Source organism: Micromonospora sp. NPDC049523 (genome assembly GCF_040676775.1).
Classification (GTDB): Bacteria; Actinomycetota; Actinomycetes; order Mycobacteriales; family Micromonosporaceae; genus Micromonospora_G.
Genome location: NZ_JBFAPP010000017.1, coordinates 53,512 through 77,281 on the forward strand (window position 1 = coordinate 53,512; position 23,770 = coordinate 77,281).

The window sequence follows — 23,770 nt, forward strand, 5'->3', positions numbered from 1 at the left end:
CGCGCGGTCGGTCAACGGCGGAGCGTACGGACCGTCAGCGCCGGGTCGCTGGCGATCTCGGCCGGGGTGAACCGTTCGGTGACCCACCGCTTCGCGGCGTACCGGCGGGCCTGGTCCGTGCGGTACGGCGAGCCCACGTTGCCGGACTGGCCGTACGTGAGCAGCGTTCGGGTGCGCGGCCCGGCCGCGGTGAGCTCGACGGCCATGATGAAAGTCGACCCGTGCGCCACGTCCGGCAGCGACTCGCCCGCAGTCGGCTCCCACTCGTCGGTGATGACGTTGAAACACCCGTCGGCGCAACCGTGGAGCGGCACCCCCGCGTAGTGCTGCTGGCTGCCCATGGCCACGTCGACCGGCACACCGGCCAGACCGAAGAGCCGCACCGTCTCCGCGAACACGGACCTCACCTCCGGCCGGTCCGCTGCCACGCCCCGGGGCGTACGCGCCGGATCGGCCGGGTCGAACGGCACGGCGTACAGGTCGGCACCCCGGAACGTGGCGCGCTGGACGAACTTCTGCCAGAGGTACGCTCCCCGGCTGTCGAGGTCACCCCGCCCGTCCCAGGCGGCGAGGGTGGCACACGCTCCGCGTACGTCGACCGGGTCTCCGTCGGGATCCGGCAGGATCGGGTTGGTCCGGCACATCGCCACGACCGCCGCGCGGCCCTCTTCCGCGACGAGGTTGCGGTTGCCCAGCATCGTGGCTTGGAGGGAGGCGAGGGTGAAGCCGGGCGGGCCGAGGCCGTCGCTGCCGTCCAGCCGGTCGGCGATCATGTCGAGACCCAACCGGGTACGCGCGATGCGTTCGGTGCCGACGTCCCCGACGATCGAGGGGTAACCGGTGATCGGCGCTGCCGGGTTGGTCAACCAGGGGCTGTCGTTCATGTTGCTGACCGTGTCGGTACGGATCAGCGTCGGCAGCCGGCCCGGGCCGAAGAGGCCGGGGGCCAGCGCGTCCGCGTCGCTGCCCCAACCGCAGGAGGAGCGGCTGCCGTCGAGGACGATTTCGCCGTACTCGGTCCTGCTGCCGCAACGGCCGATCAGCTCGTCGCTGACGTGCGGAACAACCTGCACCCCGCTGAAATACGCGGCACCGTCGGCGTCGGCGGCGATCGTGTTCGCCCACGGGATGCCGAGGTGCCGGGTCAACGACCGGTGCAACCGTGTCACGTCGCGGGAACGGCCGATGTCCAACGTCTGGTCGAGGACGCGCAGATTGCCGGCGTTCGCGTCGCGCATCGCGTACGCGTGCTCCTCCGACCAGGGCACCGACCCGCCGGCGACGATCGGGCCGTCCGGTGTTCGGTAGATCCGGTGGCCGACGTGACCGAGCTGTCCGTCGGCCTGCCGCACGGCGACCCTGACCGTGGTCTGTTCCATCCGACGCGGCTGGCCGTCCACGAGGTAGCTGGTCGGGTCGCCGGGAACGAGCGTGAGCCGGGCCATCGTCGTGGTCTGCGCGGTCGACGCGGTATGACTCCAGGCCAGCCGGTCGTTGTGGCCCATGTTCACCACCGGCAGACCGTAGAACCCGGCACCGCTGACGTCGAGCTCGCCGGGAATGGTGAGATGCTGTTGGTACAGGCGCAGGTCACCGTTCCATGGCAGGTGCGGATTGGCCAGCAGCAGCCCGGTACGGCCGGCCGACGCCGCCCGGCCGACCCCGATGGCGTTGCTGGCCAACCCTGCCGTGGTGCGGGGCGAAGACGGTGCACCCGCCGCGCTGCGCGGCCAGAGCGACGCACCCGCCGCCGGCCGGACGGCACGGTCGACCGCGGTGCCGGGTGGCGCGGCGTTCGCGATCGCGTAGCTGGCGGCCTCGCCGCCGTTGAGCTCCGCGATCTGGTACGCCCGACGCCACACGTCCAGATCCGTGATCGGACGTACCCACCCCGCCCCACGGCAGGCGGCATCCGGCAACCCCGCCACCGTCCGCTCGGCCAGGTACCGGTTGTAGCCTGCGGCGTACCCCCGGACCAGTTCCCGGGCCTGCGACGATGGCCCGATCGGCGGTGGGCCGGCCAGTAGCCGCTCCACCGTTCGGGACTGGTTGACCCAGGTGTGGTAGATGTCGCTGGCGAGATTGCCGTCGTCGGAGCCGAACCAGCGCGACCGCTGACCGGACAGGGTCAGCACGTTGTCGGCGAAGGCACACAGGTTGTCCTCGGCGAATGCGAACCCCGCCCCCAGTCCGAGTCCGCGGTAGTCGCGGGCGACGATGTGCGGGATACCGTGCTCGGTCCGGCGTACCACCGCCCCGCCCGGCGGGGGATCTCCGCTCTCCCCCGCCGCCGAAGCACCGGCCGAGGTCTGGCCCACTCCGCCGAGCCCCGCCAGGGCCAGCACCAACGCGACGGTCCGCCATCCGTAGCGGCCGCACCGGGCACGTGGTTCGACTGTCTCCGTCATGGCCAGAACGGTCACATGGGATCGCGTGGCCGCGCGTCAGTCCGCGGAACCCAACCCAGATCGGCCGGCATACCGTGGACGTACGCCCACAGGATATGCAGCGAGCTCGATTAGGGGGCGATCGATGCCCAGCAGGCTCGGTTATCGGCTCACGGACGGGTGATCGCTTGCTCGAGCAGGTCCTGAAGGACTCGCTGCTGTTGGGAGGTGAGCGCACCTGCGCAGAAAACACGTTTGGCGGATCACGGCGGCCGCTGCTAGCTTTTCGGAGGCCGTGCGAGAGACCGAGGAGGTGGTACCCGTGAACGTTTCGACATGGGTGCTCCCCTCTGGGGTCACGGTCGGACGATAGGTCGTCCGGGAGCGCCGTTCACGAGCACTCCCGAAAGGCACGACCATGCGATTCACAACCGAGCAGCGCCTCGATGACGGCGTCCTCGAACGCGAATTCACCCTCGGCGACATCCCCGGCATCCTGTGGACGCCCGGATCCGCGACCGCACCGGTCCCGCTGATCCTGCTCGGCCACCCCCCGCTCGGACTGCGCAAGATGTACCCCCGTCTGGCGGCTCGGGCCCGGCGCTCCGTAGCGGATGGCTTCGCCGCCGCCACCATCGAGCTCCCCGGCAGCGGTGACCGGCCCCGTTGGGCCGCCATCGAGGAGGCCCGCGCCGACCTGCGCCGGGCGTTGGAGGCCGGCGAGCCGGTCAGCGCCGAGATCGTCGACGCCCTCGTCCTCCCGCTCGTCGACAGGGCGGTCCCGGAATCGCAGGCCGCCCTGGATGCCCTATTGTCGCTGCCCGGGATCGGCGGCCCGGTCGGGTACTCGGGGGGAGTGATCTCCGTGGGCATCCGGCTCGCGGTGGTCGAGCCGCGCATCGTGGCGGCCGGCTTCTTCGCCGGAAGTTTCGTGCCCCGCACCATGTTCGAGGAGGCCCGACAGGTCACCATTCCGCTGCATGTCCTGCTCCAATGGGATGACGAAGGCAACGACCGGCAGGCGGCCCTGGACCTGTTCGACGCCTTCGGCTCCAAGGAGAAAACGCTGCACGCCAACATGGGCGGACACACCGGTGTCCCGCAGTTCGCTGGGGAGGACGCGGCCGGGTTCTTCGCCCGGCATCTGCGCTAGCCGCGGGCCGGGGCCTCGCCGCCAGGACAGCAGCAAGCAATAGGCGGCGAGGGCCGGCGCCGGCCCTTCCTCGCTGACACCGGCCAGCGAGATCCACAACCGCTGGACTTTTGGTTCCCGCCGGTAGCGGTCGACCGCGGTGATGTCCCCAGCGCTGCTGCTGACTCGGGTCGAGCCGGGTCGCCAGCGTAAGCGCGTCGTCGAACCGGTCCGCCGCGACGAACGCGGCGACGAGCCGCTCACCGTCGACCATGTTGACGGTCCCTCTATTCGCTGGGCTACGAAGACGCGGAAGCTCCTGCCACCCGACTCACGATTGATCACCGCCGCCCGACACACCGGGTGACAAGATTGCGGGAGACGGACGGGAGTCCTGCGCGGGGATCAGCGGACCGCGGCCCAGCGCCCGGAGTCCGATCAGGTCGTCTGGCGTGGCGTCGGGACCGTCGTCGACGAGTTGGGGCAGCCTGGTGCCCAGCGCCGTCACCGCCAGCAGCATGATGGCTATCGCGAGCAGTACGTACAGCAGCGCGATTCCCCGTCCCTGCCCGGTGCCGATCACCGCGCCGGCGGTCAGGGCGAGCGCGCCGCCCGGGGACAGCAACGGTTCGAGAAGCTTCGACGCGTGGGCCACTAGCAGCCCGAAGCCGATCGGCAACGCCGACCACGCGATCATCGTGTTGAGTGCGAACACCGGGCCGTGGAACCGCTGCGGAACCTTGACCTCCACGATCGCGGTACGGATCCCGTCGATCACCGTCAGCATGAATGACATACCGAACACGCCGAGGCCGATCGTCACCAGGTTCGCTTGCAGGCCGGCCACCAGACCGAATGCGGCCAGGCACAACGTGTACAGCAGCACGCTTCGCATCCGGCGCCGCGCCGGGCCGCCCCACGCCCTCATGACGAGGCCGCCCAGCACGCCTCCCAGTCCCGCGCCGAGCAGGATCCAACCGATGTCGGCAAGCCGGCCGATCCCCAGCACCAGCGGTGGGACCAGCAGGAACAGCGGCGACAGGAGGACGTTGAGCAGCCCGAAGAAGATCAGCATCCGGCGGATCGGGGCGTCGCCCCGGGCGTACCGGAAACCGGTTTTGATCTCGGCCGTCACCAACTCTGCCGGCCCCGCCATCATGGGCGGGAAACGGACCAGGAGCGTGACGGTGATCGCGACCGCGTAGCTCAGCACGACGAGGACGAGGATGCTCCTCAAACCCACGACGGCCGTCAGCCCGACGGCCGCGACCGGCACGAACAGGCGGCCGGTCGTCGTCGCGACCTGGACGGCACCGGCGGCATGACCGAGGTATCGCTTGGGAACGAGTTGTGGCACCGCGGAGTCGGCGGCGAGCCGCTGGAAGGTGAGTGCTACCGACAGGAGCGCGAGCAGCGGATAGGTGTGCCAGATCTGCAGGCTTCCGGTCCACGACAGCAGGCCGAGCGTCAACTGGACCCCGGCCGCGCAGACGGCTCCGGCGAGCATGACCGTGCGACGATCGCGGCGGTTCACCACCCCGCCGGCCTGCGGCGCGACAAGCAGCCCGGGCACCAGCCCGGCCACGGCGGACAGGGCGAACTGGCCGGGCGAGCCGGTGGTCAGGAGGATCCAGATCGCGATCGCGAACGCGGCCAGCGCCGAGCCGCTGATGGAGACGAGTTGCGCCGCCGCCACCGCGAGAAAACGATGCATCGCCGGCCTGGGCCCGTCGGATGCGTCGGGCGAGTCCGCGCGCGAGACTTCGAGCAGCCGCCACCCGTCCCCGCTGGCCGGCTCCCCGGTGGAGACGGCCGGATGGGTGGTCGTCACGATCTCGGCGAGTTCGGCCGCGCGGTGCTTCTGGAAGAAGTGACCCGCCTCGTCGAGCAGCACCACGGCGGTGGTGTCGCTGAGGAAGTGCCACTCGCGGAAGCGCTCCTGGTAGAAGTCGGACGCCGGGTCCTGCTCCCCCGCCACGCTGATGACCGGCGCCCGCAGCCGCTCCACCGGGCTGTCGAAAAGCCGCGTGAAGTAGTCCTCGGCCGCTTCGGTGTCGCGGCGGGTGTTGTGGACGATGAGCCGGGCCTGCGCGGCATCGATGTCGCTCATGTCGAGCCCGAGCCCGGTCAGCCCGTCCGCATAGGCGCGGTCGCTGCGCGACGTGTCCGCATTGGTGAGCCGGCCCAGCTCGCCGAGCAGGCCCCGGCCCGGCCGGGCGAACGGGAAGATCGCACCGATGTAGACCGCCTCCGGGACGCGGCCGGCCGCCTCGAGTTTTCTGGCGATCTCGACGATGAGTGCCGAGCCGACACCGCAGTGCCCGTAGAGCGCGATCGGGCCGGCGACCCTCTCCTGGATCTCCTGCACGCACCGCGCGGCGACCTCCTCGAGCGGTGCGCGCTGCTCGTCGATTCCCGGGTCGTGGCCGGGGATGGCGACCGACCACAGCGCGTACGTGCCCGGCAGTTCGTCCGCCAGCGATTTGTACACCATCGCGCTGCCTCCACCGTACGGAACGGCGACGTAGCTGAGCTCGGCCTCGGACGACGGGTCAGGCGTCAGCCGGTGCAGGAGCCCGCGCTCCGTCGACGTCTTACCGTCGAGCAGGGCGGCGAGCCGCCGGATCGTCGCGTGGGTGAACAGGTCCATCACGGCGATCGAGGTGCCGTCCGCCGTCGCGCGTCTCAGCCGTTCGACCACCTTGATCGCGAGCAGGGAGTGGCCGCCGACCGTGAAGAAGTTGTCGTCGATCCCGACATCGGCCCCGTCGAGGACGTCCGCCCACACCGCGTGGATCATCCGCTCCGAGTCGGTGCGCGGCGGCACCCGCCCGGCCTCCCCGCCGACGGGCGCTTCCGGCGCGGGCAACCGCCCGCGGTCCACCTTGCCGTTCGCGGTCAGCGGCAGCCGGGGCAACGTGACGAACGAGTTGGGGACCATGTAGGCCGGTAGCGCCGCCGCGAGGTGCGACCGCAGCCGCGCGGGGTCGGGAACGGCTCCGGGGTCGAAAACGGCTCCGGGATCGGGAACGGCTCCGGGATCGGGAACGGCTCCGGGGTCGGGAACGACGTACGCCACGAGTTGGGCGGCGTTGCCCGTCCCGTACGTGGTCACCACGCACTCGGCGACCTCGGGATGGCGGGTCAGGTGGGCCTCGATCTCACCGAGCTCGATCCGGTAGCCGCGGATCTTGACCTGGGCGTCGGCCCGGCCGAGGAACTCGATCACGCCGTCGGGCCCGTATTGGCCGAGGTCGCCGGTCCGGTAGAGACGAGCGCCGGTGCGCGGGTGGGTGACGAACGCCGCCGCGGTCCGCTCCGGATCCCTCCAGTAACCGGATGCCACGCCGACGCCCCCGATGTAAAGGTCGCCAGGCACGCCGACCGGCACGTCGCACATCCCGCGATCGAGGACGTGGAACTGCTGGTTTGTCATCGGGCGCCCGTACGGGATCGAAGACCACGACGGGTCGACGGCTCCGATCGGGTAGCAGATCGACCAGATCGACCCCTCGGTCGCTCCGCCGAGGCTGATGATCTCGGCGTCCGGGGCGAGCGCGCGGATGCGGTCGGGCAGCGTCGGCGGGATCCAGTCGCCGGACATCATCACCAGCCGCAGCGAGCTGATGTCGGTCCCTTCCAGCTCGGCGTGCTCGACCAGCAGTTCCATCAGTGCGGGTACCGAGTTCCACACGGTGATCCGCCGCTGCGTGACGATCCGCGCCCACGCGGCCGGGTCCTTGTCCTCCTCGGGAAGTCCCATAACCAGCGTGGCGCCGGCCGCCAGCGTGCCGTAGACGTCGTAGACCGACAGGTCGAAGCTCAGGGCGGACAGGGCGAAGACCCGGTCGTCGGGTCCCACCCGGAACCGCGCGGTGACGTCGCGGACGGTGTTCAACGCGGCCCTGTGCTCGATCATCACGCCTTTCGGCGTGCCGGTCGAGCCCGACGTGAAGATCACGTAGGCGAGGTCGTCGGGCTCGGCGGTACAGGCCGGCGCCGAGCCACCCGACTCCTCGGTGACAGGCAACACCACCAGCCCGTCTGGCCAGTCCAGCCGCGAACGCAGCGCCGCCTGGGTGAGTGCCACGGTGCAGCCGCCGCGCGCGATGAGTTCGTCGCGGCGACGCTCGGGCAGGTCGGCGTCGACGGGCAGGTAGGCGGCGCCGGCCTTGTTGATCGCCAGCACCGCGACGACCTGCTCCCACCCCCGCCCCATCACGACGGCCACCAGGTCGCCCCTCGTCACCCCGGAGCCGGTCAGCCGCGCCGCGAGGTGATCGGCCCTCCGGTCGACCTCGGCGTGCGAGAGCCGGCCACCGGGGTGGATCACCGCCGGGTGGTCGGGTGCCCTGCGCGCCTGCGCTTCGACCGGTTCATGCAGGAGCTGATGCGCGCCGAGGTCGGCGCTCGTGTCGTTCCAACGTACGCGCTGCGCGCGCTCGTCTGCCGTGAGCAGCTCGTGGCTCGAGATCGGAACGTGCGGGTCGGCGGCGATACCCTCCAGGAGGACCCGGAAGTGCGCGCCCAGGCGCTCGATCGAATCCGCGGTGAACAACGCGGTGTTGTAGGTCATCAGGAAGTCGCCGTTACCGGCGGTGTGGAGCTCGAGGTCGAACCGGGTCACGCAGTACGAGATGTGGACGTCCTCGGTGACCGTGATCGTCGGGTTGCTCCGCTCGGCCGCCTCGTAGCTCTGCATGGAGAAGACCACCTGGAACAGCGGCGAACGGGACACCTCCCGCGGCACGTTCAACTCGGTGACCAGACGCTCGAACGGCACTTCCTGGTGGGCGAAGGCGTGCCCCGCCGTGGCGCGGACCCGCTGGAGCAGTTCCACGAACGTCGGGTCGCCCGAGGAGTCGACCCGCAGCGTCACCATGTTGACGAAACAGCCGACGAGGTCGTCGAGCTCGGGTACCGGCCGGCCGGCAGTCGGCGACCCGATCGTGACGTCGTCCTGCTGCGCCCGGCGGCCCAGCAGGACCACGAACGCCGCCAGCAGCACCATGTACGGCGTGGCCCGCTGCTTGCGTCCGAGCCGGAACAACTCGGCGAGCACACTCGGCGCGACCGAGAACTCGTACGCGGCGCCGGCGTACGTCGGCACCGGTGGCCGCTGCCGGTCGGTCGGCAGTTCCAGTGGCGCGACGCCCGCGAGCTGCTCGCGCCAGTACGTCACATCCTGCTCGGTGTCGGGCAGGGCGCGTTGCCACGCGGCGAAGTCGCGGTAGCGGACCGGCAGGTCCGGCAGTGGGTCGCCGGCCAGGCAGGCCAGCACCTCGTCGAGGAGGAGCTCGGTGGACCAGCCGTCGGCGGCGATGTGATGGACCGCGAGCGCGAACACGTGCTCGTCTGCGGTGATCGTGATCAGCATCCCCCGCGCCACGGGGCCGGTGGCGAGGTCGAACGGTTCCGCCATGAAGGCGTCGAGGAGCGCGCTCACGGCGTCGTGTGAGCCGGCCTCCGCGGTGGTGAGCGGGATCGCGCCGACCTCCTCGACGAGCACGACGGGCCGGCCGTCCACGGTCGCGGGAAAGCGGGTCCGCAACGGCTCGTGCCGGGCCGCGACCCGGTTCAACGCCTCGGCGAGCGCCGCCGGATCGACCGGGCCGTGCAGCCGCCAGGCCTCGGGGATCGTGTACGCCGTCGTGCCGGGCGCGTACGCGTCCATGAACCAGAGGCGTTCCTGGGCGAACGACATCACCGGTTCTCCGTCGGGCAGGACGGGGATCGTCGTCGGCGCCGGAGGCAACTCGTTCAGGTCGCTCATGGGACGTCCTCCGGAGGTCATCGGGGCTCTCTGTTCACGAGCGCGGCGAGTTCGCGGATCGTGGAGTTGTCGAAGAGATCCATGATCGTGAGTCGAGGGGCGTCCGGGCCCAGCGCGGAACCCAGCCCGGCCAGCACGCGTGTGGCGTGCAGAGAGTGACCGCCGAGCTCGAAGAAGTCGTCGTCGATGCCCACGTGCGGCACTCGGAGCACCTCGCGCCACACCTCGGCGATCGCCTTTTCGACCTCCGTGGACGGATCGGTCGTCGCCCGCTCCGCCACGTCCGGTGACACGAGCGCCGGCATGGGAGTGGAGTCGTCCAACGTGAACCGCTCGCGTTGGAACGGGTACGTGGACAGCGGGACACGTCGGGGCGGCCGACCGTGGTGCAGCGCGGACCAGCGCACCGGCAGCCCGGCCTGCCACATCTGGCCGGTGGCGCGGAGCGACTCGGCGGCGCCCCCGCCTCCTCCCGGCAGACTGCGAACGATCGTACGGCCGGGGTGCGGCCGGGCCGGGGTGGCGAGCATCTCCCCCGGGCCGATCTCCAGCAGGATCCCGGCGGAGCTGGCGAGCAGGGTCTCCAAGGCGTCGGGGAAGCGGGCGGTGTCGCGCAGGTGACCGGTCCAGAAGGCCGGGTCGCACGCGTCGCGCGCGGTGACCGGCGTGCCGGTCCGGTCGGAGATCCACGGGAGCCGCGGTGGGCTCAACCGCACCGACGCCACGGCGTCGGCGTACTCATCGAGGATGTCGTCGAGGGGGGCCGAGTGGTCCAGGAGCCGACTCCGGGTGAGCACCAGCGACAGCGCGTCGGCCCGGTCGAGCACTCCGGCCGAGACGGCGGCGGCGAATCCACCCAGGCCGTGCCCGAGTACGACGTTCGGGCTGATCCCACGGGACATCCACAGTTCGGCCATGGCGTGCTGGACGGCGAAGAGTGCGGGCTGGCCGACGGCCATCGTGGACATTCGCGTCTGCGCCTCCGCCTCGGCGCCGGGCTCCGGATACAGCACCTGCCGCAGGTCCAGCCCGAGGTCCGCGCCGGCCTGAGCCGCGCAGTCGTCGACGGTCGCGCGAAAGGCCGTCTCCTGCAGATACAGCTCGCGTGCCATGCCCACGTGCCGGCCATCCTGGCCGGGAAAGAGGAACGCGACGTGCGGCGTCTCCGCCGAAGACTCCACCGGGGCATGCGGAGGTTCGGCCAGGTCCGTCAGGGCCCGGACCGCTTCCTCGCGGTCACGGCACACCACGAAGGCGCGGTGGGCGAACGCCGCCCGGCCGGTTTGCAGGGTCCATGCCACGTCGGCCACGGCGACCCGGTCCCGTTGGAGCCGGTCGCGCAGCCGGGCCGCCGACTCCGCGAGTGCTGGCGCGGTACGCGCCGACAGCGGCAAGAGGTGGTAGCGGCCGTCGTCGGGGAATCCGTGTGCGCTGGGCGCCTCCTGTACGACGAGGTGGGCGTTGGTCCCGCCGATCCCGGTGGAGTTGACCCCGGCTCGGCGGGGGCCGTCACCCGGTGGCCACGGCGTCGCCTCGTTCGTCACCGTGAACGGGCCGGCCGAGAGGTCGAGGAGCGGGTTGGGGCGGCGGAAGTGCGCCGTGCCCGGGATGAGGCCGTGACGCAGCGACAGCACCACCTTGATCAAGCCGATCACGCCCGCCGCGGCGTCGGTGTGGCCGATGTTTGACTTGACCGAGCCGAGCAGGCAACTGTGCGGCGATCCCGGTCCGAACGCCTCCGACAGTGCGCGGACCTCGATCGTGTCGCCGATCTTGGTGCCGGTTCCGTGTGCCTCGACGTACCCGATCGTGTCCGGGGCTACGCCCGCGACGAGATGCGCGGTCCGGGTCGCGGTCACCTGTCCGGTCACGCTCGGCGCGGTGAAACCCACCTTGTCCGAGCCGTCGTTGCTCAGCGCCGACCCGATGAGTACGGCGTCGATGTGGTCCCGGTCGGCGAGCGCGTCGGACAGCCGCTTGAGGACGACGATTCCCGCCCCGTCGGCGCCGACCATGCCGTCGGCGTCCGCGTCGAAGGGCCGGCAGTAGCCGTCCGGTGAGAGCAGGTCGTCACCGTCCTCGGCGCCGGTCGCTCCACGTAGCGCGACCCCACCCGCCAGGGCCATGTCGCATTCGCCGCCGAGCAGGGCCTGGCATGCCAGATGTACGGCGACAGCCGAGGTGGAGCAGGCGGTGTGTACGGTGACGGCCGGGCCGCGCAGGTTCAGCTTGTACGCCACCCGGCCGGTGAGGAAGTCCCGGCTGCCGGCGAGCCGGATCTGCTCGTCCGTCGTCTCCGGGAACCGGTGCCGCTGCGAACGCAGTTCGGCGAGATGGTCGGTTTCGCTGCTTCCCGCGTACAGGCCGATGGTGCCCGGGTAGGTGCCGGGGTCGTAGCCGGCGTGCTCCAGGGCCTCCCAGACGCACTCGAGAAACACCCGGTCCTGCGGGTCGAGCAGCCGCGCATCCCTCGGCGCCATGCCGAAGAACGCGGCGTCGAACCGATCGGCGTCGGCGACCACGCCGTACCGGCGTCGGGAGTCGAAGCGAGTGGTCAGATCGCGGCCCGAAACGAGGGCGGCCCAGAAGTCGTCGAGGTCCGCGACGCCGGGTATCCGGGCAGCCAAACCGATGACGGCCACGGCGGTCTGCATGTCCTCGTCGGCAGAGTCCTCGTACATCTTCCGCCAATCATTCGGTTCAGTTGGCAAGGGTCATCGATGAGGTTCAGCCGCTGGCTTCGTCCAGCAGCCGGGCGAGACCGGCCACCGTCGGGTTCTCCAGGATCGTGCGCACCGGTACGCGCAGCCCCAGCTCGGTCCGCAACCGGGACGCCATCTGGATCGCGAGCATCGAATGGCCGCCCAGCGCGTAGAAGTCGTCGTCGGCTTCGACCCGCTGCACCCCGAAGAGTTCGCACCAGACCGCGGCGACGACGGCGGCGGTCCTCCCGTTCCCAGGCCCCTCGACGTTCGCGCTCATTCGCCGGCCCTCCGTCCGGACCGTCGTTGCAGCAGCCGGTTCCGGCGGTCGCGCAGCCCGGCAGCACGCGCCGGACCGGCCGGCTCCGCGACCGCGGGTCCGGTGCGGGGGCCGCCGCCCAGGTGCCGGGCGAGCGCGGCGATCGTCGGGAACTCCAGCAGCGACACCAGCGACGTCTTCGCCCCGGTCCGAGCACCGATCAGGGTGTGCACGGTGACGAGGGCGAAGGACGTACCCCCGAGGTCGAAGAAGTTGTCGTCGAAGCCGACGTCGTCGCGACCGAGCACCTCCCGCCAGATCTGGACGAGGCTCTGTTCCATGCCGGTCTGGGGCGACATCGTGACGGCGGGGCGGGGCGCCGCCGCAACCGATGCGGGGCGAGGGAACGGAAAGACGTCCTCGACCGAGCCGGGCAACGATCGGATCGCCGCTTCCGGATCCGCGACGGCGGCGACGAGCAGCCGTTCGAAGTGTTCGGCCATCCGCGTGATCGTGGCCGCCTCGAACAGGTCGGTCCGGTAGGTGAGCGTCAGGTCGAAGTCGTCCGCTCCGGTGGCCGAGCGGAAGACCAGCATGTCGAGGTCGACCTTTGCACCGCTCGGCGGAAGGTCGATGGCCGTGGTGCGCAGGCCCGCCAGACGCGGGCTCACGATCGGCTCCTGTTCGAAGGAGAAGAACGCCTGGACCAGCGGGGCGTGCCCGGGGTCGCGAGCGGGTGCGAGGTCCTGTACGAGCTGTTCCATCGTCACCTCGCGGTAGGTCAGGACGTCGAGCAGTTCCGCCTGGACCGACCGGCACAGGTCGGCGAAGCCCCCGTCGGCGTGCGCCTCGACGAGCACCGGGAGTGTGGTGGCGAAGAACCCGATCATGCTTTCCAGCTCGGCGCGGTCACGGGCGCTCACCGGTACGCCGACCAGCACGTCGCGGCTCTCGGCCAGGCGGGAAAGGAGGGTGGCGTACGCGGTCAGCACCAGTACGAACGGCGTGACACGCAGCTGTTGCGCCAGCCGAAGCGCCGGGGTCATCACCGCGGCGGGCAGCAGGTGACGGTGGTTCCCCCCGTGGGTTCCGGCGACCGGCGGGCGGGGCTTGTCGGTCGGCAGCCGCAGCACCATGGGAGCCCCGGTGAGGTGCTCGCGCCACCAGCCGAGCTGCTCGGCGTCGACCGGGCGGGCCCGCTGCCACGCCGCGAAGTCGGCGAACTGGAGGGCCGGCGCGGCGCGTTCGGGCCCACCGTCGTACCCCTCCGCGAGTTCGTCGAAGAACACCTGCAGCGACGGACCGTCCGAGACCAGTTGGTGCATGGTGACGACGAGCAGGTGCCGCCCGGGCCCCGTCAGGAGCAGCCGCGTACGCAGCAACGGTCCACGCTGGAGGTCGAACGGCTCGTCGGCCCACGCCTGGGCCAGCCGGAGCGCCGCCACGTCCGCGCTCTCGGTCCCGTCGAGGTCCAGTTCGACGACGGGCAGTTCCACGGCCGGGTCACCGATCCGCTGCACGGGTTCGAACGACGGCGCGGTGCCCGGCGCGAAGGTCGAACGCAGCGACTCGTGCCGTGTGACGACACGCGCGACGGCGGTCCGGAGCCGGGGCACGTCGAGCGGTCCCTCCAACCGGACCGCCACCGTGATGTTGTACATCGGCGTGTCCGGGTGGAGCAGTTCGACCAGGTACACCGCCCGCTGGGCACCCGACAGCGGCAGCGGTCCCGCCGTCCGGTCCAGCGCCGGGATCTGGTCCGGCGCCTCCCTTGTGACCCTCTCGATCATGCTGTTCCCCCGCGCGCCGTCGGTTTGGTGTCCCGGGCGGCCAGGGCGAGCCGGTCGACCTTTCCGCTGGGTGTACGTGGCAACGACTCGACGACCTCGGCCCTGACCGGCACCATGTAGGCGGGCAGCCGGTCGCGCAGGGCCGTGAGTAGACCAGCCGTCCAGGCCGAGGCATCCTCCGGAACCGATTTCGGTACGAGGAATACCCGCAGGTTCCGCTCCTCGGCTGCGGAACCCGCGACCACCACCACCGCCTGTCCGACGGACGGGTCCGCGGCCAGCACACTCTCGATCTCGCCGAGCTCGATCCGGAAACCGCGCACCTTGACCTGCGTGTCCTGGCGGCCGAGGAATTCCAGGAGGCCGTCCGGGGTGACCCGACCGAGGTCCCCGCTGCGGTAGGCGGGTACGGCCGCGTCCAGCGGATCGGTGCGGTAGCTCCGCGCGGTGCGCTCGGGCAGATTCAGGTAGCCGGGTCCGACGGCGGCACCGGTGATCCACAGCTCGCCCACTTCGCCGTCCGGCACCGGCCGGCCGGTCGGATCGCAGACCCGCACGTCGGTGCCGGTGATCGGCCTGCCGATCGAGGGCAGGTCGACCCAGTCGGCCACGTCCGCGGGCAGCCGGTACCAGGTGGCGACGTGGGTCTCGGTCGTGCCCCACTGGTTCACCAGGCGGCAGTCCGGCAGCCGGGTGAACATCGCCCGGATCGCCGCCGTGCACTGCACCTGCTCACCTGAGGTGAGGATCTCGCGCAGCGGGTGCGTCTGCGGGGTGGCCTCGGCGGCGAACAGGGCGAGCGACTGGATCATCACGAAGGGTACGAAGAGCCGGTTGATCCGTTCCCGTTCGATCAGGTCCCAGAGCAGCTGCGGGTCCAGGCGGTCGTCCTCGTCGCAACAGACGACGGTGCCGCCCTCGCCGAGCGTCGGGAGCACCTCCTGGTAGATCACGTCGAACGACGCCGGGGCGAACTGGAGGGTCCGGTCCCCCGGACCGCACTCGCTCGCCTCTGCCTGCCAGGCCACCAGATTGGCGAGGTTGTGGTGGCCGTAGCGCACCCCCTTCGGCCGGCCGGTGGACCCGGAGGTGTAGACGATGTACGCGATGTCGTCGCCGGTCGGGTCCGGCACCGCCCGGGCCGGGCCAGCGGCGGCGGCGGCGGCGGCGTAGCGAACCTGGCCATCGGTCACGACGGTGGTGAAGCCGCCCAGCCGGTCGAGGGGACCCTGGTGGCCGACGATCAGGTCCACGCCGGCGTCGTCGCACATGAACCGCAGCCGCTCGGGCGGATAACCGACGTCCAGCGGCACCGCGACGCAGCCGGAGCGCAACAGCCCGACCAGCGTCACCACAAGATCGACAGATCGTTCCAGGTGTACGCCGACGGCCGTGCCGGGTACGGCGCCGAGCTGCGCGACCCGCGCCGCGACCTGCGCTGATCGCTCCCACAGGGCGTGATAGTCGATGGACTCGTGGACCGAGCGGACCGCCTCGACGTGCGGTGTCAGCCGTACGCGCTCGGCGACCGCACGCAGCGCCGGGACCGTGATCGCCGCGGGACTCATTTGCGCCACTCCTCCGTCGTCGCCTTGCACAATGTGATCCGATGTGGTCGCTCAGCGCGCAGTAGGACGCGGTTGAGTGCGCGCTCGATCTCGGCCGCCTGCCGCGGCCCGGGGTCGTCCACCGTGACGTCGAGGCTGTAGCGCAGCTCGTTGTGGTCGTCGCGGTAGACGGTGGTGGCGGCGTGCCGGACACCGGGCACCTCGGCGGCGATCCGGCGCACCGAGGGCAGCCAGATCTTCTCCCCGGCGACGATGACCGAATCGCCCGACCGTCCGCGGAAGAAGTGGTAGCCGTCGGCGTCGATGTCGAACCGGTCGCCGGTGGCGACGGAGCCCGTCACGGTCGGGGCGCCCCCGGGGACCCGTCGGCGCAGCACCGTGTCGGACTCGACGACCAGTTCCGCACCAGGCCCTTCACCCGCTGGATCGCGCAGATACGTCCGCACTCCCGGCAGCGCAACGCCGACCGAGGCCCACCGGTGCTCGGGCTCCCGGTGCGCGGCGAGCGTGGTGACCCGTGGGCCGGCCTCGGTAAGGCCGTAGGTGAGGTAGAGCTCCTGTTGCGGCCCCTTGGCCAGCAGCGAGCCGACGTGCGCCGGGTCGAGCGCATCGCCGCCGACGGTGAGCACCCGCAGGGCAGGTGGCCCGGCGGGCGGGTCAACGGCGAGCCGGGCCGCCGCGCTGGGCGTCAGCGAGGACACCGTGACGTCGTGGGCGCGGATGGTGTCGGCGAAGGACCGGGGGGTGAACGGCGGTCCGGAGACGATCAGCCGCGACCCCCGCACGAACGCGGCCAACGCCTGCGCGACCAGGCCGTAGGAGTAGTACAGGGGCAGCGACACCAGGACCGTGTCGTCCGCGCGCTGGCCGATGGAGGTGGCGTGGCGGTCGGCGTTGCGCATCAGCGCGTCGACGCCGTGCAGGCAGCCGCTGGTGACCCCGGAGGTGCCCGACGTCATCAGCACCACCTCGCCCGGCTGGTATCGCGGGTGCGGCCGGTCGTCCAGCAGCGCCGCCTCGCACCGGTCGCCGAGCGAGTGCACCGCCGTCGCGCCGTACCGCGCGGGGTCGATCCGGGGTGCGATCAGGGCCGCGCCGCCCAACTGCCGGGTGATCTCGTTGATCCGCGCTGCTCCCGCCGCCGGTGGTAGCAGCACCGGAACCGCACCGGCGAGCAGGGCCCCGAAGAACGCGGCGAGCGCGACCCGGCCGTTCGGCATCGCGATCAGCGCCAGGGAACCGGGCGGCAGGTTCAGGCCGGCGACCGCGTCGACGACGACCTCGGGGTCGTCGGGCCTTCCGCGACCTGGTCCGGCGTCCACGGACGCGGCCAGGAAGGCCAGCACCGCGTCACGATCCGGAACGCCGGTGATGGGCACGCTCACCTCGGCCCTCCCGACGGATGCGGGTCCGGTGCGGCCCCGACCACCACGCACCGCACCTCGTGGCCACGTAGCGAATCGTGGTCGTGCACGGCGACCACGACCTGGCTCGCCGCACCGGTTCGCAGCCAGTGCCGGGCCATCGTCAGCGCCGCCGGGCACCCCTGCTCCGGGGCGGTGGTGAAAACGAGGGTCGGCCCGCGGAAGCGGTGCACCTGGCAGACGAGGCTGACCGGGCCGCTGGCGCTCGCCCCGGCGAAGCGCAGCGGCGAGAGCCGTCCACCGGGTACGGCACGGGCGATCGCCGACATCGTGTCGATGGTGCTGTAGGTGCTGACCAGGACCATCGCGGTGGTCTCGGGGGCCGCCCGCACGGCGTCCGGGCAAGCGGTCCACAGTTCGTCGACGGCTTCGAGGACCAACCACGATGCCGGGTCGGCGTACAGGGAGGGGATCCGCCGGTGCGGTGCGGCGTCCGTGGCGGGGCCGACCCGGGCCGTGGCCAGCGCGACCAGCCCGGCTCCGGCGAGCACCGCGATGTCCTCGACCGTCATGCGGGGGCCTCCAGCGCGAGGCACGTGGTGAACCCGCCGAACCCGATGGTGACGCTGAGTCCGACGTCACCGGTGAACGGCAGTGGCACGCCGCTCGGCAGCGGCAGTGGGAAACCAGGCATCACCGTCCGCAGCCCGGGCACCGGCGGCACCCTGCCGTCGCGCAGGGCCAGCAACACCGCGACGGCCTCCAGCGCTCCGGTGGCCCCCAGCGTGTGCCCGAAGGCGCCCTTGGTCGCGAACACGACGGGCGCTACCGCGCCCGCTGCCTCTCCGTTCGCGAAAGCGGTTGCGAAGGCACGGCTCTCGACGTCGTCGTTGACGGGGGTGCCGGAGCCGTGCGCGTTGAGCACCCCGACCTCGGCGGTACCGCGACCGGCCGAGGCCAGGGCGGCGTGCACCGCCCGTACGACGGTGTCACCGCTCGGATCGGGAGCGGTCGGGCCGGTGGCGTCGTTCGCCGAGCCGACGCCGGCCATCCGGCCCCGGCGGTGGGCCCCGCGTGCCCGCGCCGAACCGCCCACCTCGAGTACGAGGAACGCCGCGCCCTCGCCGAGGATCGTGCCGTCGTGGCTCGCGTCGAAGGCCCGCAGCGCCGTGGGCGACATGGTGCCGAGCGCCGAGTGGCCGAGCCGTTTGGCCGGGGTCAGCACGTCCACCCCGCCGACGACGCAGATCTCCTCCTCGCCAGCGCCGATCAGCGCGGCCCCGACCGAGATGGCGTCCGAACCCGCCGAGCAGGCGGTGCTGACCACCAGTGGCCGGCGGGCCAGGCCCACCTCCGTCGCGAGCGCGTCGCCCCACACATTCAGCCCGTCGGGCGGAACGTCCAGGTGCGACCCGTAGCTCGTGCCGACGACCAGGCGTAGCCGTGGGTCGGTGATGTCGAGCCCCGCGTCCGACACCGCGGCCCGCAGGGTCCGCGAGCCGGCCTCGAGTTGGCGCCGGACCGGATCGAGGTCCACCGGCAGGTCCGGCAGGACCGCCGCACGGTCATTGCGCAGCGGGTGGGCGCTCGGCACGGCCGTCATCCCGGTCGCCCCCGACAGCAACGCCTGCCACACGCCGTCCAGATCCGAGCCCAGCGCCGTGGACCAGGCCATACCGGTGATCAGCACGTCGCTGTCGCCGCCCGGGTCGCTCACCACCACTGGTGCCCCATGTCGGCGACGTTGCGCCGGACGAGGTTGGCACGGAACGCGGCAACCGTCGTCGAGTCCACGACGGCCCGGCCGGAGAAGAAGAACGTGTTGTCCAACTGGCGGTCGACGGAGACGGTGATCGTCACCGTGTCACCCGGGGCGACGATCCGGAAGAACCGGGAGTTCATCGCCCCGACCAGGGTCAGCTCGTCGTCGGCGAGGCGCGAGGTGCTGACCTGGAACAGGATGATCCCGGATTGCGCGAAGGCCTGGCTCAGGTGGCTGGCCGGGTAGATCGCGCGTTCCGGGAAGTGCCCGGCGATCGTGTCCGTCTGCGCCGACACCGAGAGCCTGCTGACCAGCCGCACGCCCGGCTCGTAGTCGAGCACGCGATCGAGGTAGAGCATCGGGTGCCGGTGGCGTAGCCAGGTCTTGATCTCGGCGAAACCCATCGTGCGGCCCAGGTCGGCCGCGGCTTCTGGTTCAACGGAGGGCATCGGAGCGGGTCTCCTCGAGGACGGCGTGCAGGGCGGGGAACAGCGCGCACGGTGCGCCGGTCGTGCGGTCGGTGAGTGCCACGACGAGGGAGCCGGTGGCGAGTTCGACGCCGTCCGGGACCCGCCGGATCGTCGTGTCGATTCGGGCGCGCGCCGCACCGAGGTGCCCGACGGCGGGTTCGAGGCTGAGCTCGTCGGGATAGCGGGCCGGGGAGCGGTATTTCGTCGTGGCTTCCGTGACGACGAGGTCGAACCCGCCACCGGCGAGGACGGCGAGGCCGACACCGAGCCGTTCGAGGTTCTGCAGCAGCGCGGTCTCCTGCAGCGCCGGATACCGGGCGAAGTGCACGACGCCGGACGCGTCGGTGTCGGCGTGCTCGACGCGGCGGCGGACCGGCAGCAGCCGCTTCACGCCGCGGCCTCCCTTACGGCACGCGACCCGGCCGCCAGCCGCGTGGCGATCGACTCGACGTCGTCCGCGGTCGCCACGAGCGGCGGTGCCACCCGCATCGTCGCGTTCAGGTATCGAAGGCCGCGGGAACGGCGTCCGGCCCCGGACATGAACTCCACGTACACGCCGTTGCGGATCATGGAGGTACGCAGCTCGCCGAGACGGGCGGCGGCGTGGTCGGTGAGCTCGATCCCGTGGATCAGACCCACGCCGCGGGCCTCGCCGTACAGGTCGGGGAACTCCGCTACCACCCGGTCACGCAGCAGCCGGCCCAGGTGGGCGCCGACCATCGCGGAGCGCTCCAGCAGCCCTTCGGCGACTATGTGTTCGAGCCCGGCCCGGATCACCGCGCAGGTGAGGGGTCGCAGGTCGGACGTGGCCACGGCGCCGGTCGGGCGAATCCCGAGCTCACGGCGCGCGATGACCATCGACGTGGACAGCGCACCCATCCCGAGGCTCTTGCCGATCACGGTGATGTCGGTGGGGATCGGGCCCGCGTCGTCGGTCATCGCGAAGAACCGACCGGTCTTCGCGAAGGTCAGAACCTCGTCGGCGACCAGCAGTGCGCCGCTGCGCTCAGCCAGCGTGGCCAGTTCGCGCAGGTAGCCCTGTTCGGGCACCAGAATCCCGGCGTCGCCCTGGATCGGTTCGACCACGACCGCCAGCACCCGGTCCCCGTTCCGTTCGAACCACTCCCGGGCCGCGTCGAGGTCGCCGAACGGGATGTGGTCGGAACGGAAACCGAACTGTTCCGGGGCGATCGTCGGCAGGCCGACCCGGTAGTGGCGGCGATTGAGCAGCGGGAGCAGCCCGCCGGACCAGCCGTGCCACGCTCCTTCGAACCCGAGCACGATGTCGCGCTGCTCCGCGCCGGGTACGGCCCGCAGCCGGCGGCGGTCGAAGCGCGATTCCAGGACGAGGCGCAGTGCGAGTTCCATGCCCTCAGAGCCGGAGTTGCGCCCGCTGACCCGGTAGTCCGCCGCCGGGAACCGGCCGGCGAACAGCCCGCCGGGGGCGAACAGCCGTTCCAGGAGCAGGGAACGCTCCGCCGAGGCGACCTCGTCGGTCACGTAGCCTGCGTTGCGGACCGCGTCCGCCATGGCCTCGGCGATCACCTCCGACCCCGCGCCCAGGCAGGCGGATCCGTAGCCGCCGCTGGCGTCCAGCACGTCGAAGGAGCGTCCAGCCTCGCCGCCGGTCAGCTCGACGAAGTGCTGGACGATCCCGCTCGCCCCGGTGCACCCGAACGGCAGTGGCTCCGCTCCGTAGTGGTCGAACTGGACATCGCGGTCGAACCAGGGCCGGGTTGGTACCTGCCCGGGCAGCCCGATCAGGTCGGCGGCTTTCATACGTGGTTCCTTTCGGCGGTGCTGTGCGGAGGGGCCGTAGACGTACGGGTGTTCAGCCGCCGGTTGCCGGGGATTTGGCCTGGAGGCTGCGGACGAGGTCGGCGACGGTGCGGATGCTGGTGAAGTTCTCCGGGGTGAACTCGGCGTCGGTGATGGTGATGCCGAACGTGTTCTCGCACTGGACCCGCAGCTCGACGAAGCCGAGGGAGTCCAGCCCGAAGTCGGTACGCAGCCGGTCGTCAGGGGTCATCCGCTCGGCCGGAACCTCGACGAACAGGTCGGTGACCAGGATGGATTCGATGGTTCGCTCGATCTCGTTCACGGAAGTCGTTCTCCTAGGTCGGGGAAGTCGGGTGGGGCACCAGGTAGGGGCGTCGCTCGAACGGGTAGGTGGGCAGGTGCAGGCGGCGCCGCCGTTCGCCGGCGTGCAGGGCCACGAAGTCGACGGTGGCTCCGACCGTCCAGAGCCGACCGGTCGCGGCGAGCGCCGTTCGTAGGCCGGTCGGTGACTGCCCGGGCTTGTCCAGCACGTCGACGGACACCGACTCGACGACGTCGGCGGCGGGCGCTGCCGGCCGCCCAGTTCCGATGTGCACGACGATCTGTCCCGGTGTGCCGTCCAGCGCTGCCGGAACGTCGCAGAGCAGTGGCCCCCCGGCGGCTGCGGTCGCGCCGGCTTCGGTCTGCGCGACGATCAGGCGGGCGGTGTCGGCGGGGTTCAGCTCCGCGGCGACGGCCGCCGCGCAGCGGGCGCCGAGCCCCTGCCCTGCCACGGCGTCGGGACGCAGGCCCCAGGACATCAGCAGCCTCGCCGTCGCGTACTGCACAGCGAGGTGCGCTGTGGGCGCGCTCTCCGTACCCGCGAGCAGCGCTCGGCGCAGGTCGTGCCCGAGGAGCGGGTGTGCGGCTTCGGCGATGTCGTCCAGGTGGGCGCGGAACATCCTCTCCGCGCCGTGGATCGCAGCGATGGAGCCTGTGCGGTCACCGCCGGGGTCGGCGAAGAGGAACACGATGCGCGGTCGCCGCGTACGCCCCGGGGCGTACACGCCCTCCGTGCTCCCGCGCAGGGCCGCGACAGCCTCGGGTACGTCCGCGGCGACCACGAAGTGGCGTTCGGAATGCATCGCCCGGCCCGTCTGCAGGGTCCAGGCGACATCGGCGAGATCGGCGTCCGGGTGCTGTTCGAGGTGGTCGGCCAGCCTACGGGCGACGTCCTGGAGCGCGGGCCCGGTCCGAGCCGAGAGGACCAACAGGTGGTCTGGTCGCCCCGGGGTCGTCGGGAGCGCGGCCGGCGGCTCGGCGACCACAGCGTGGGCGTTGGTGCCGCCGACCGCGATCACGTTCGTGGCGCCGATCCGGGCCCGCCCTCCGGACTCCCACGCAACGGTCCGGTCGTTGACGACGAACGGGGAGGACGCGAAGTCGATCGCCGGGTTCGGCTCGCTGAAGTTCAGGCTGGCGGGGAGCACACCATGCTCCACGCAGAGCACCGTTTTGATCAATCCGACTATGCCGGCGGCCGCGTCGGCATGGCCGACGTTGGCCTTGACCGATCCGATCCGGCAGTACCCCGTCTGGTCCGTGCTCTGGCGGAACGCCCTGGTCAACCCAGCAACCTCGACCGGATCACCGAGCGCGGTGCCGGTGCCGTGCGCCTCGACGTAGCCGATCTCGTCAGCGTCGACACCGGCCACCAACTGAGCGGTACGGGCGGCTGCGGCCGGCCCGGCCACGGTCGGCACGTGGAAACCCATCTTGCGCCGGCCGTCGTTGTTCACCGCGGTGCCGCGGATGACCGCGTGCACATGGTCACCGTCGCTCAGCGCCTCGGCGAGCGGACGGAGTACCACCAGGCCCACCGCGCTCGCCCGCACGGTGCCGCGGCCTTTCGCGTCGAACGGACGACAGCGCCCGTCGTCGGCGAAGATGTCGTCCGGGTCGTGATGAAGCGTCGGGATCGCGGCCAGCACCGAGGCGCCGCCGGCGATCGCCATCTCACAGTCACCCGCGAGCAGTGAGCCGATCGCGACATGCACTGCCACCAGGGACGAGGAACAGGCAGACTGGACCGCCATGGCAGGCCCGGTCAGGCCCAGTTTGTAGGCGATCCGGGTGGCGAGGAAGTCGATGTCGTTCCCCTGTTGGACACGGGAGTCGGGCAACGGGACGCCCTGAGCCCGCCCCCATGCCCGGACAAGGGCGCCGTGGTCGGTGATGGACCCCCCGACGAAGACGCCGGTCGACAGGCGTTCCGGGCCGCCGTGCCCGGCCCGCTCGAGAGACTCGTGTGCGCACTCCAACAGCAGCCGGTGCTGCGGATCCATGATCAGGGCGTCTTCGGGCGAGTAGTCGAAGTAGCCGGCGTCGAAGAGGTCCGGATCGCTCAGCAGACCGTAGGACGGCACGTGCCCGTCCGCCGCCGGCAGTTGGTCGGACAGCACCGACACCGATTCCCGGCCGTTGCAGAGGTTGTCCCAGAAGGTCTCGACGTCCGAAGCTCCCGGGAAACGACCCGACATGGCCGTGACGGCGACGAATCCGCTGTCGTCAACGTCCTCAGTACTCATATCTCGGTCTCCGGTCGCAATCGATCGGGGCGCGGGCACGACGAAGTACGTCGTACAGGCAATCACTTGCGAAAATGTCTGTCGCAGTGCTGGTTGGAGCGTAACCATCCGTCTGGACGGGCACAGGAGAAAGGCGGGTTAACATCAGGCAGACATTCCGTGATGTCGATGGTCTGCACCGTACACATTGGCCTTTGATTTATTTGGGGCTATGGCT

Annotated in this window: 15 protein-coding genes; 1 reads left to right on the forward strand and 14 read right to left on the reverse strand. The window is 71.3% G+C overall.

Annotated features, from left to right (window positions below; translation table 11 throughout):
* Positions 1-11: 11 nt before the first annotated feature.
* Positions 12-2,408: a penicillin acylase family protein gene (locus AB0J90_RS24860; protein WP_363599606.1), complete on the reverse strand. Its 2,397-nt coding sequence runs from the start codon at positions 2,406-2,408 to the stop codon at positions 12-14.
* A 397-nt stretch (positions 2,409-2,805) separates the two neighbouring features.
* Between AB0J90_RS24860 and AB0J90_RS24865 the strand changes: the two genes are divergently transcribed.
* Positions 2,806-3,540: an alpha/beta hydrolase gene (locus tag AB0J90_RS24865; RefSeq protein WP_363599608.1), complete on the forward strand. Its 735-nt coding sequence runs from the start codon at positions 2,806-2,808 to the stop codon at positions 3,538-3,540.
* 310 nt (positions 3,541-3,850) lie between these two features.
* On the opposite strand, the gene AB0J90_RS24870 is transcribed toward AB0J90_RS24865, so the two are convergent.
* Genes AB0J90_RS24870 through AB0J90_RS24930 form a run of 13 tightly spaced genes read right to left on the reverse strand, consistent with a single transcriptional unit; the run spans position 3,851 to position 23,553 of the window.
* Entirely contained in the window at positions 3,851-9,292 is a 5,442-nt protein-coding gene (locus tag AB0J90_RS24870; protein WP_363599609.1) for an amino acid adenylation domain-containing protein, read from the reverse strand.
* Between the two features lie 17 nt (positions 9,293-9,309).
* The gene (locus AB0J90_RS24875; RefSeq protein ID WP_363599611.1) at positions 9,310-11,973 is read right to left on the reverse strand and encodes a beta-ketoacyl synthase N-terminal-like domain-containing protein; all 2,664 of its coding nucleotides are present in this window, start codon (positions 11,971-11,973) and stop codon (positions 9,310-9,312) included.
* A gap of 46 nt (positions 11,974-12,019) precedes the next feature.
* Positions 12,020-12,274: a phosphopantetheine-binding protein gene (locus tag AB0J90_RS24880; RefSeq protein WP_363599613.1), complete on the reverse strand. Its 255-nt coding sequence runs from the start codon at positions 12,272-12,274 to the stop codon at positions 12,020-12,022.
* Positions 12,271-14,043: a condensation domain-containing protein gene (locus AB0J90_RS24885; RefSeq protein WP_363599615.1), complete on the reverse strand. Its 1,773-nt coding sequence runs from the start codon at positions 14,041-14,043 to the stop codon at positions 12,271-12,273. The genes AB0J90_RS24880 and AB0J90_RS24885 overlap by 4 nt, the downstream gene beginning before the upstream one ends.
* The gene (locus AB0J90_RS24890; RefSeq protein ID WP_363599617.1) at positions 14,040-15,611 is read right to left on the reverse strand and encodes an amino acid adenylation domain-containing protein; all 1,572 of its coding nucleotides are present in this window, start codon (positions 15,609-15,611) and stop codon (positions 14,040-14,042) included. Before AB0J90_RS24890 ends, AB0J90_RS24885 begins: the two co-directional genes overlap by 4 nt.
* Positions 15,608-16,996 carry a class I adenylate-forming enzyme family protein gene (locus AB0J90_RS24895; protein ID WP_363599619.1) on the reverse strand — a complete coding sequence of 463 codons (1,389 nt, stop codon included), beginning with the start codon at positions 16,994-16,996 and terminating at the stop codon, positions 15,608-15,610. Before AB0J90_RS24895 ends, AB0J90_RS24890 begins: the two co-directional genes overlap by 4 nt.
* Positions 16,993-17,547, reverse strand: coding sequence for a hypothetical protein (locus AB0J90_RS24900; RefSeq protein WP_363599621.1), 555 nt, complete (start codon positions 17,545-17,547; stop codon positions 16,993-16,995). The genes AB0J90_RS24895 and AB0J90_RS24900 overlap by 4 nt, the downstream gene beginning before the upstream one ends.
* Positions 17,544-18,698 carry a beta-ketoacyl synthase N-terminal-like domain-containing protein gene (locus tag AB0J90_RS24905; protein ID WP_363599623.1) on the reverse strand — a complete coding sequence of 385 codons (1,155 nt, stop codon included), beginning with the start codon at positions 18,696-18,698 and terminating at the stop codon, positions 17,544-17,546. The genes AB0J90_RS24900 and AB0J90_RS24905 overlap by 4 nt, the downstream gene beginning before the upstream one ends.
* On the reverse strand, positions 18,689-19,186 hold the full coding sequence (locus tag AB0J90_RS24910; protein WP_363599625.1) for a hypothetical protein: 498 nt from the start codon (positions 19,184-19,186) through the stop codon (positions 18,689-18,691). The genes AB0J90_RS24905 and AB0J90_RS24910 overlap by 10 nt, the downstream gene beginning before the upstream one ends.
* Positions 19,173-19,598 carry a thioesterase family protein gene (locus AB0J90_RS24915; protein ID WP_363599627.1) on the reverse strand — a complete coding sequence of 142 codons (426 nt, stop codon included), beginning with the start codon at positions 19,596-19,598 and terminating at the stop codon, positions 19,173-19,175. The genes AB0J90_RS24910 and AB0J90_RS24915 overlap by 14 nt, the downstream gene beginning before the upstream one ends.
* Complete coding sequence (locus tag AB0J90_RS24920; protein WP_363599629.1) at positions 19,595-20,986, reverse strand: aminotransferase class III-fold pyridoxal phosphate-dependent enzyme; 1,392 nt, start codon at positions 20,984-20,986, stop codon at positions 19,595-19,597. Before AB0J90_RS24920 ends, AB0J90_RS24915 begins: the two co-directional genes overlap by 4 nt.
* A gap of 52 nt (positions 20,987-21,038) precedes the next feature.
* Entirely contained in the window at positions 21,039-21,308 is a 270-nt protein-coding gene (locus AB0J90_RS24925) for an acyl carrier protein (RefSeq protein ID WP_363599631.1), read from the reverse strand.
* 13 nt (positions 21,309-21,321) lie between these two features.
* A complete protein-coding gene (locus AB0J90_RS24930; RefSeq protein ID WP_363599633.1) occupies positions 21,322-23,553 on the reverse strand; it encodes a type I polyketide synthase in 2,232 nt (743 codons plus the stop codon).
* Between the last annotated feature and the right edge of the window lie 217 nt (positions 23,554-23,770).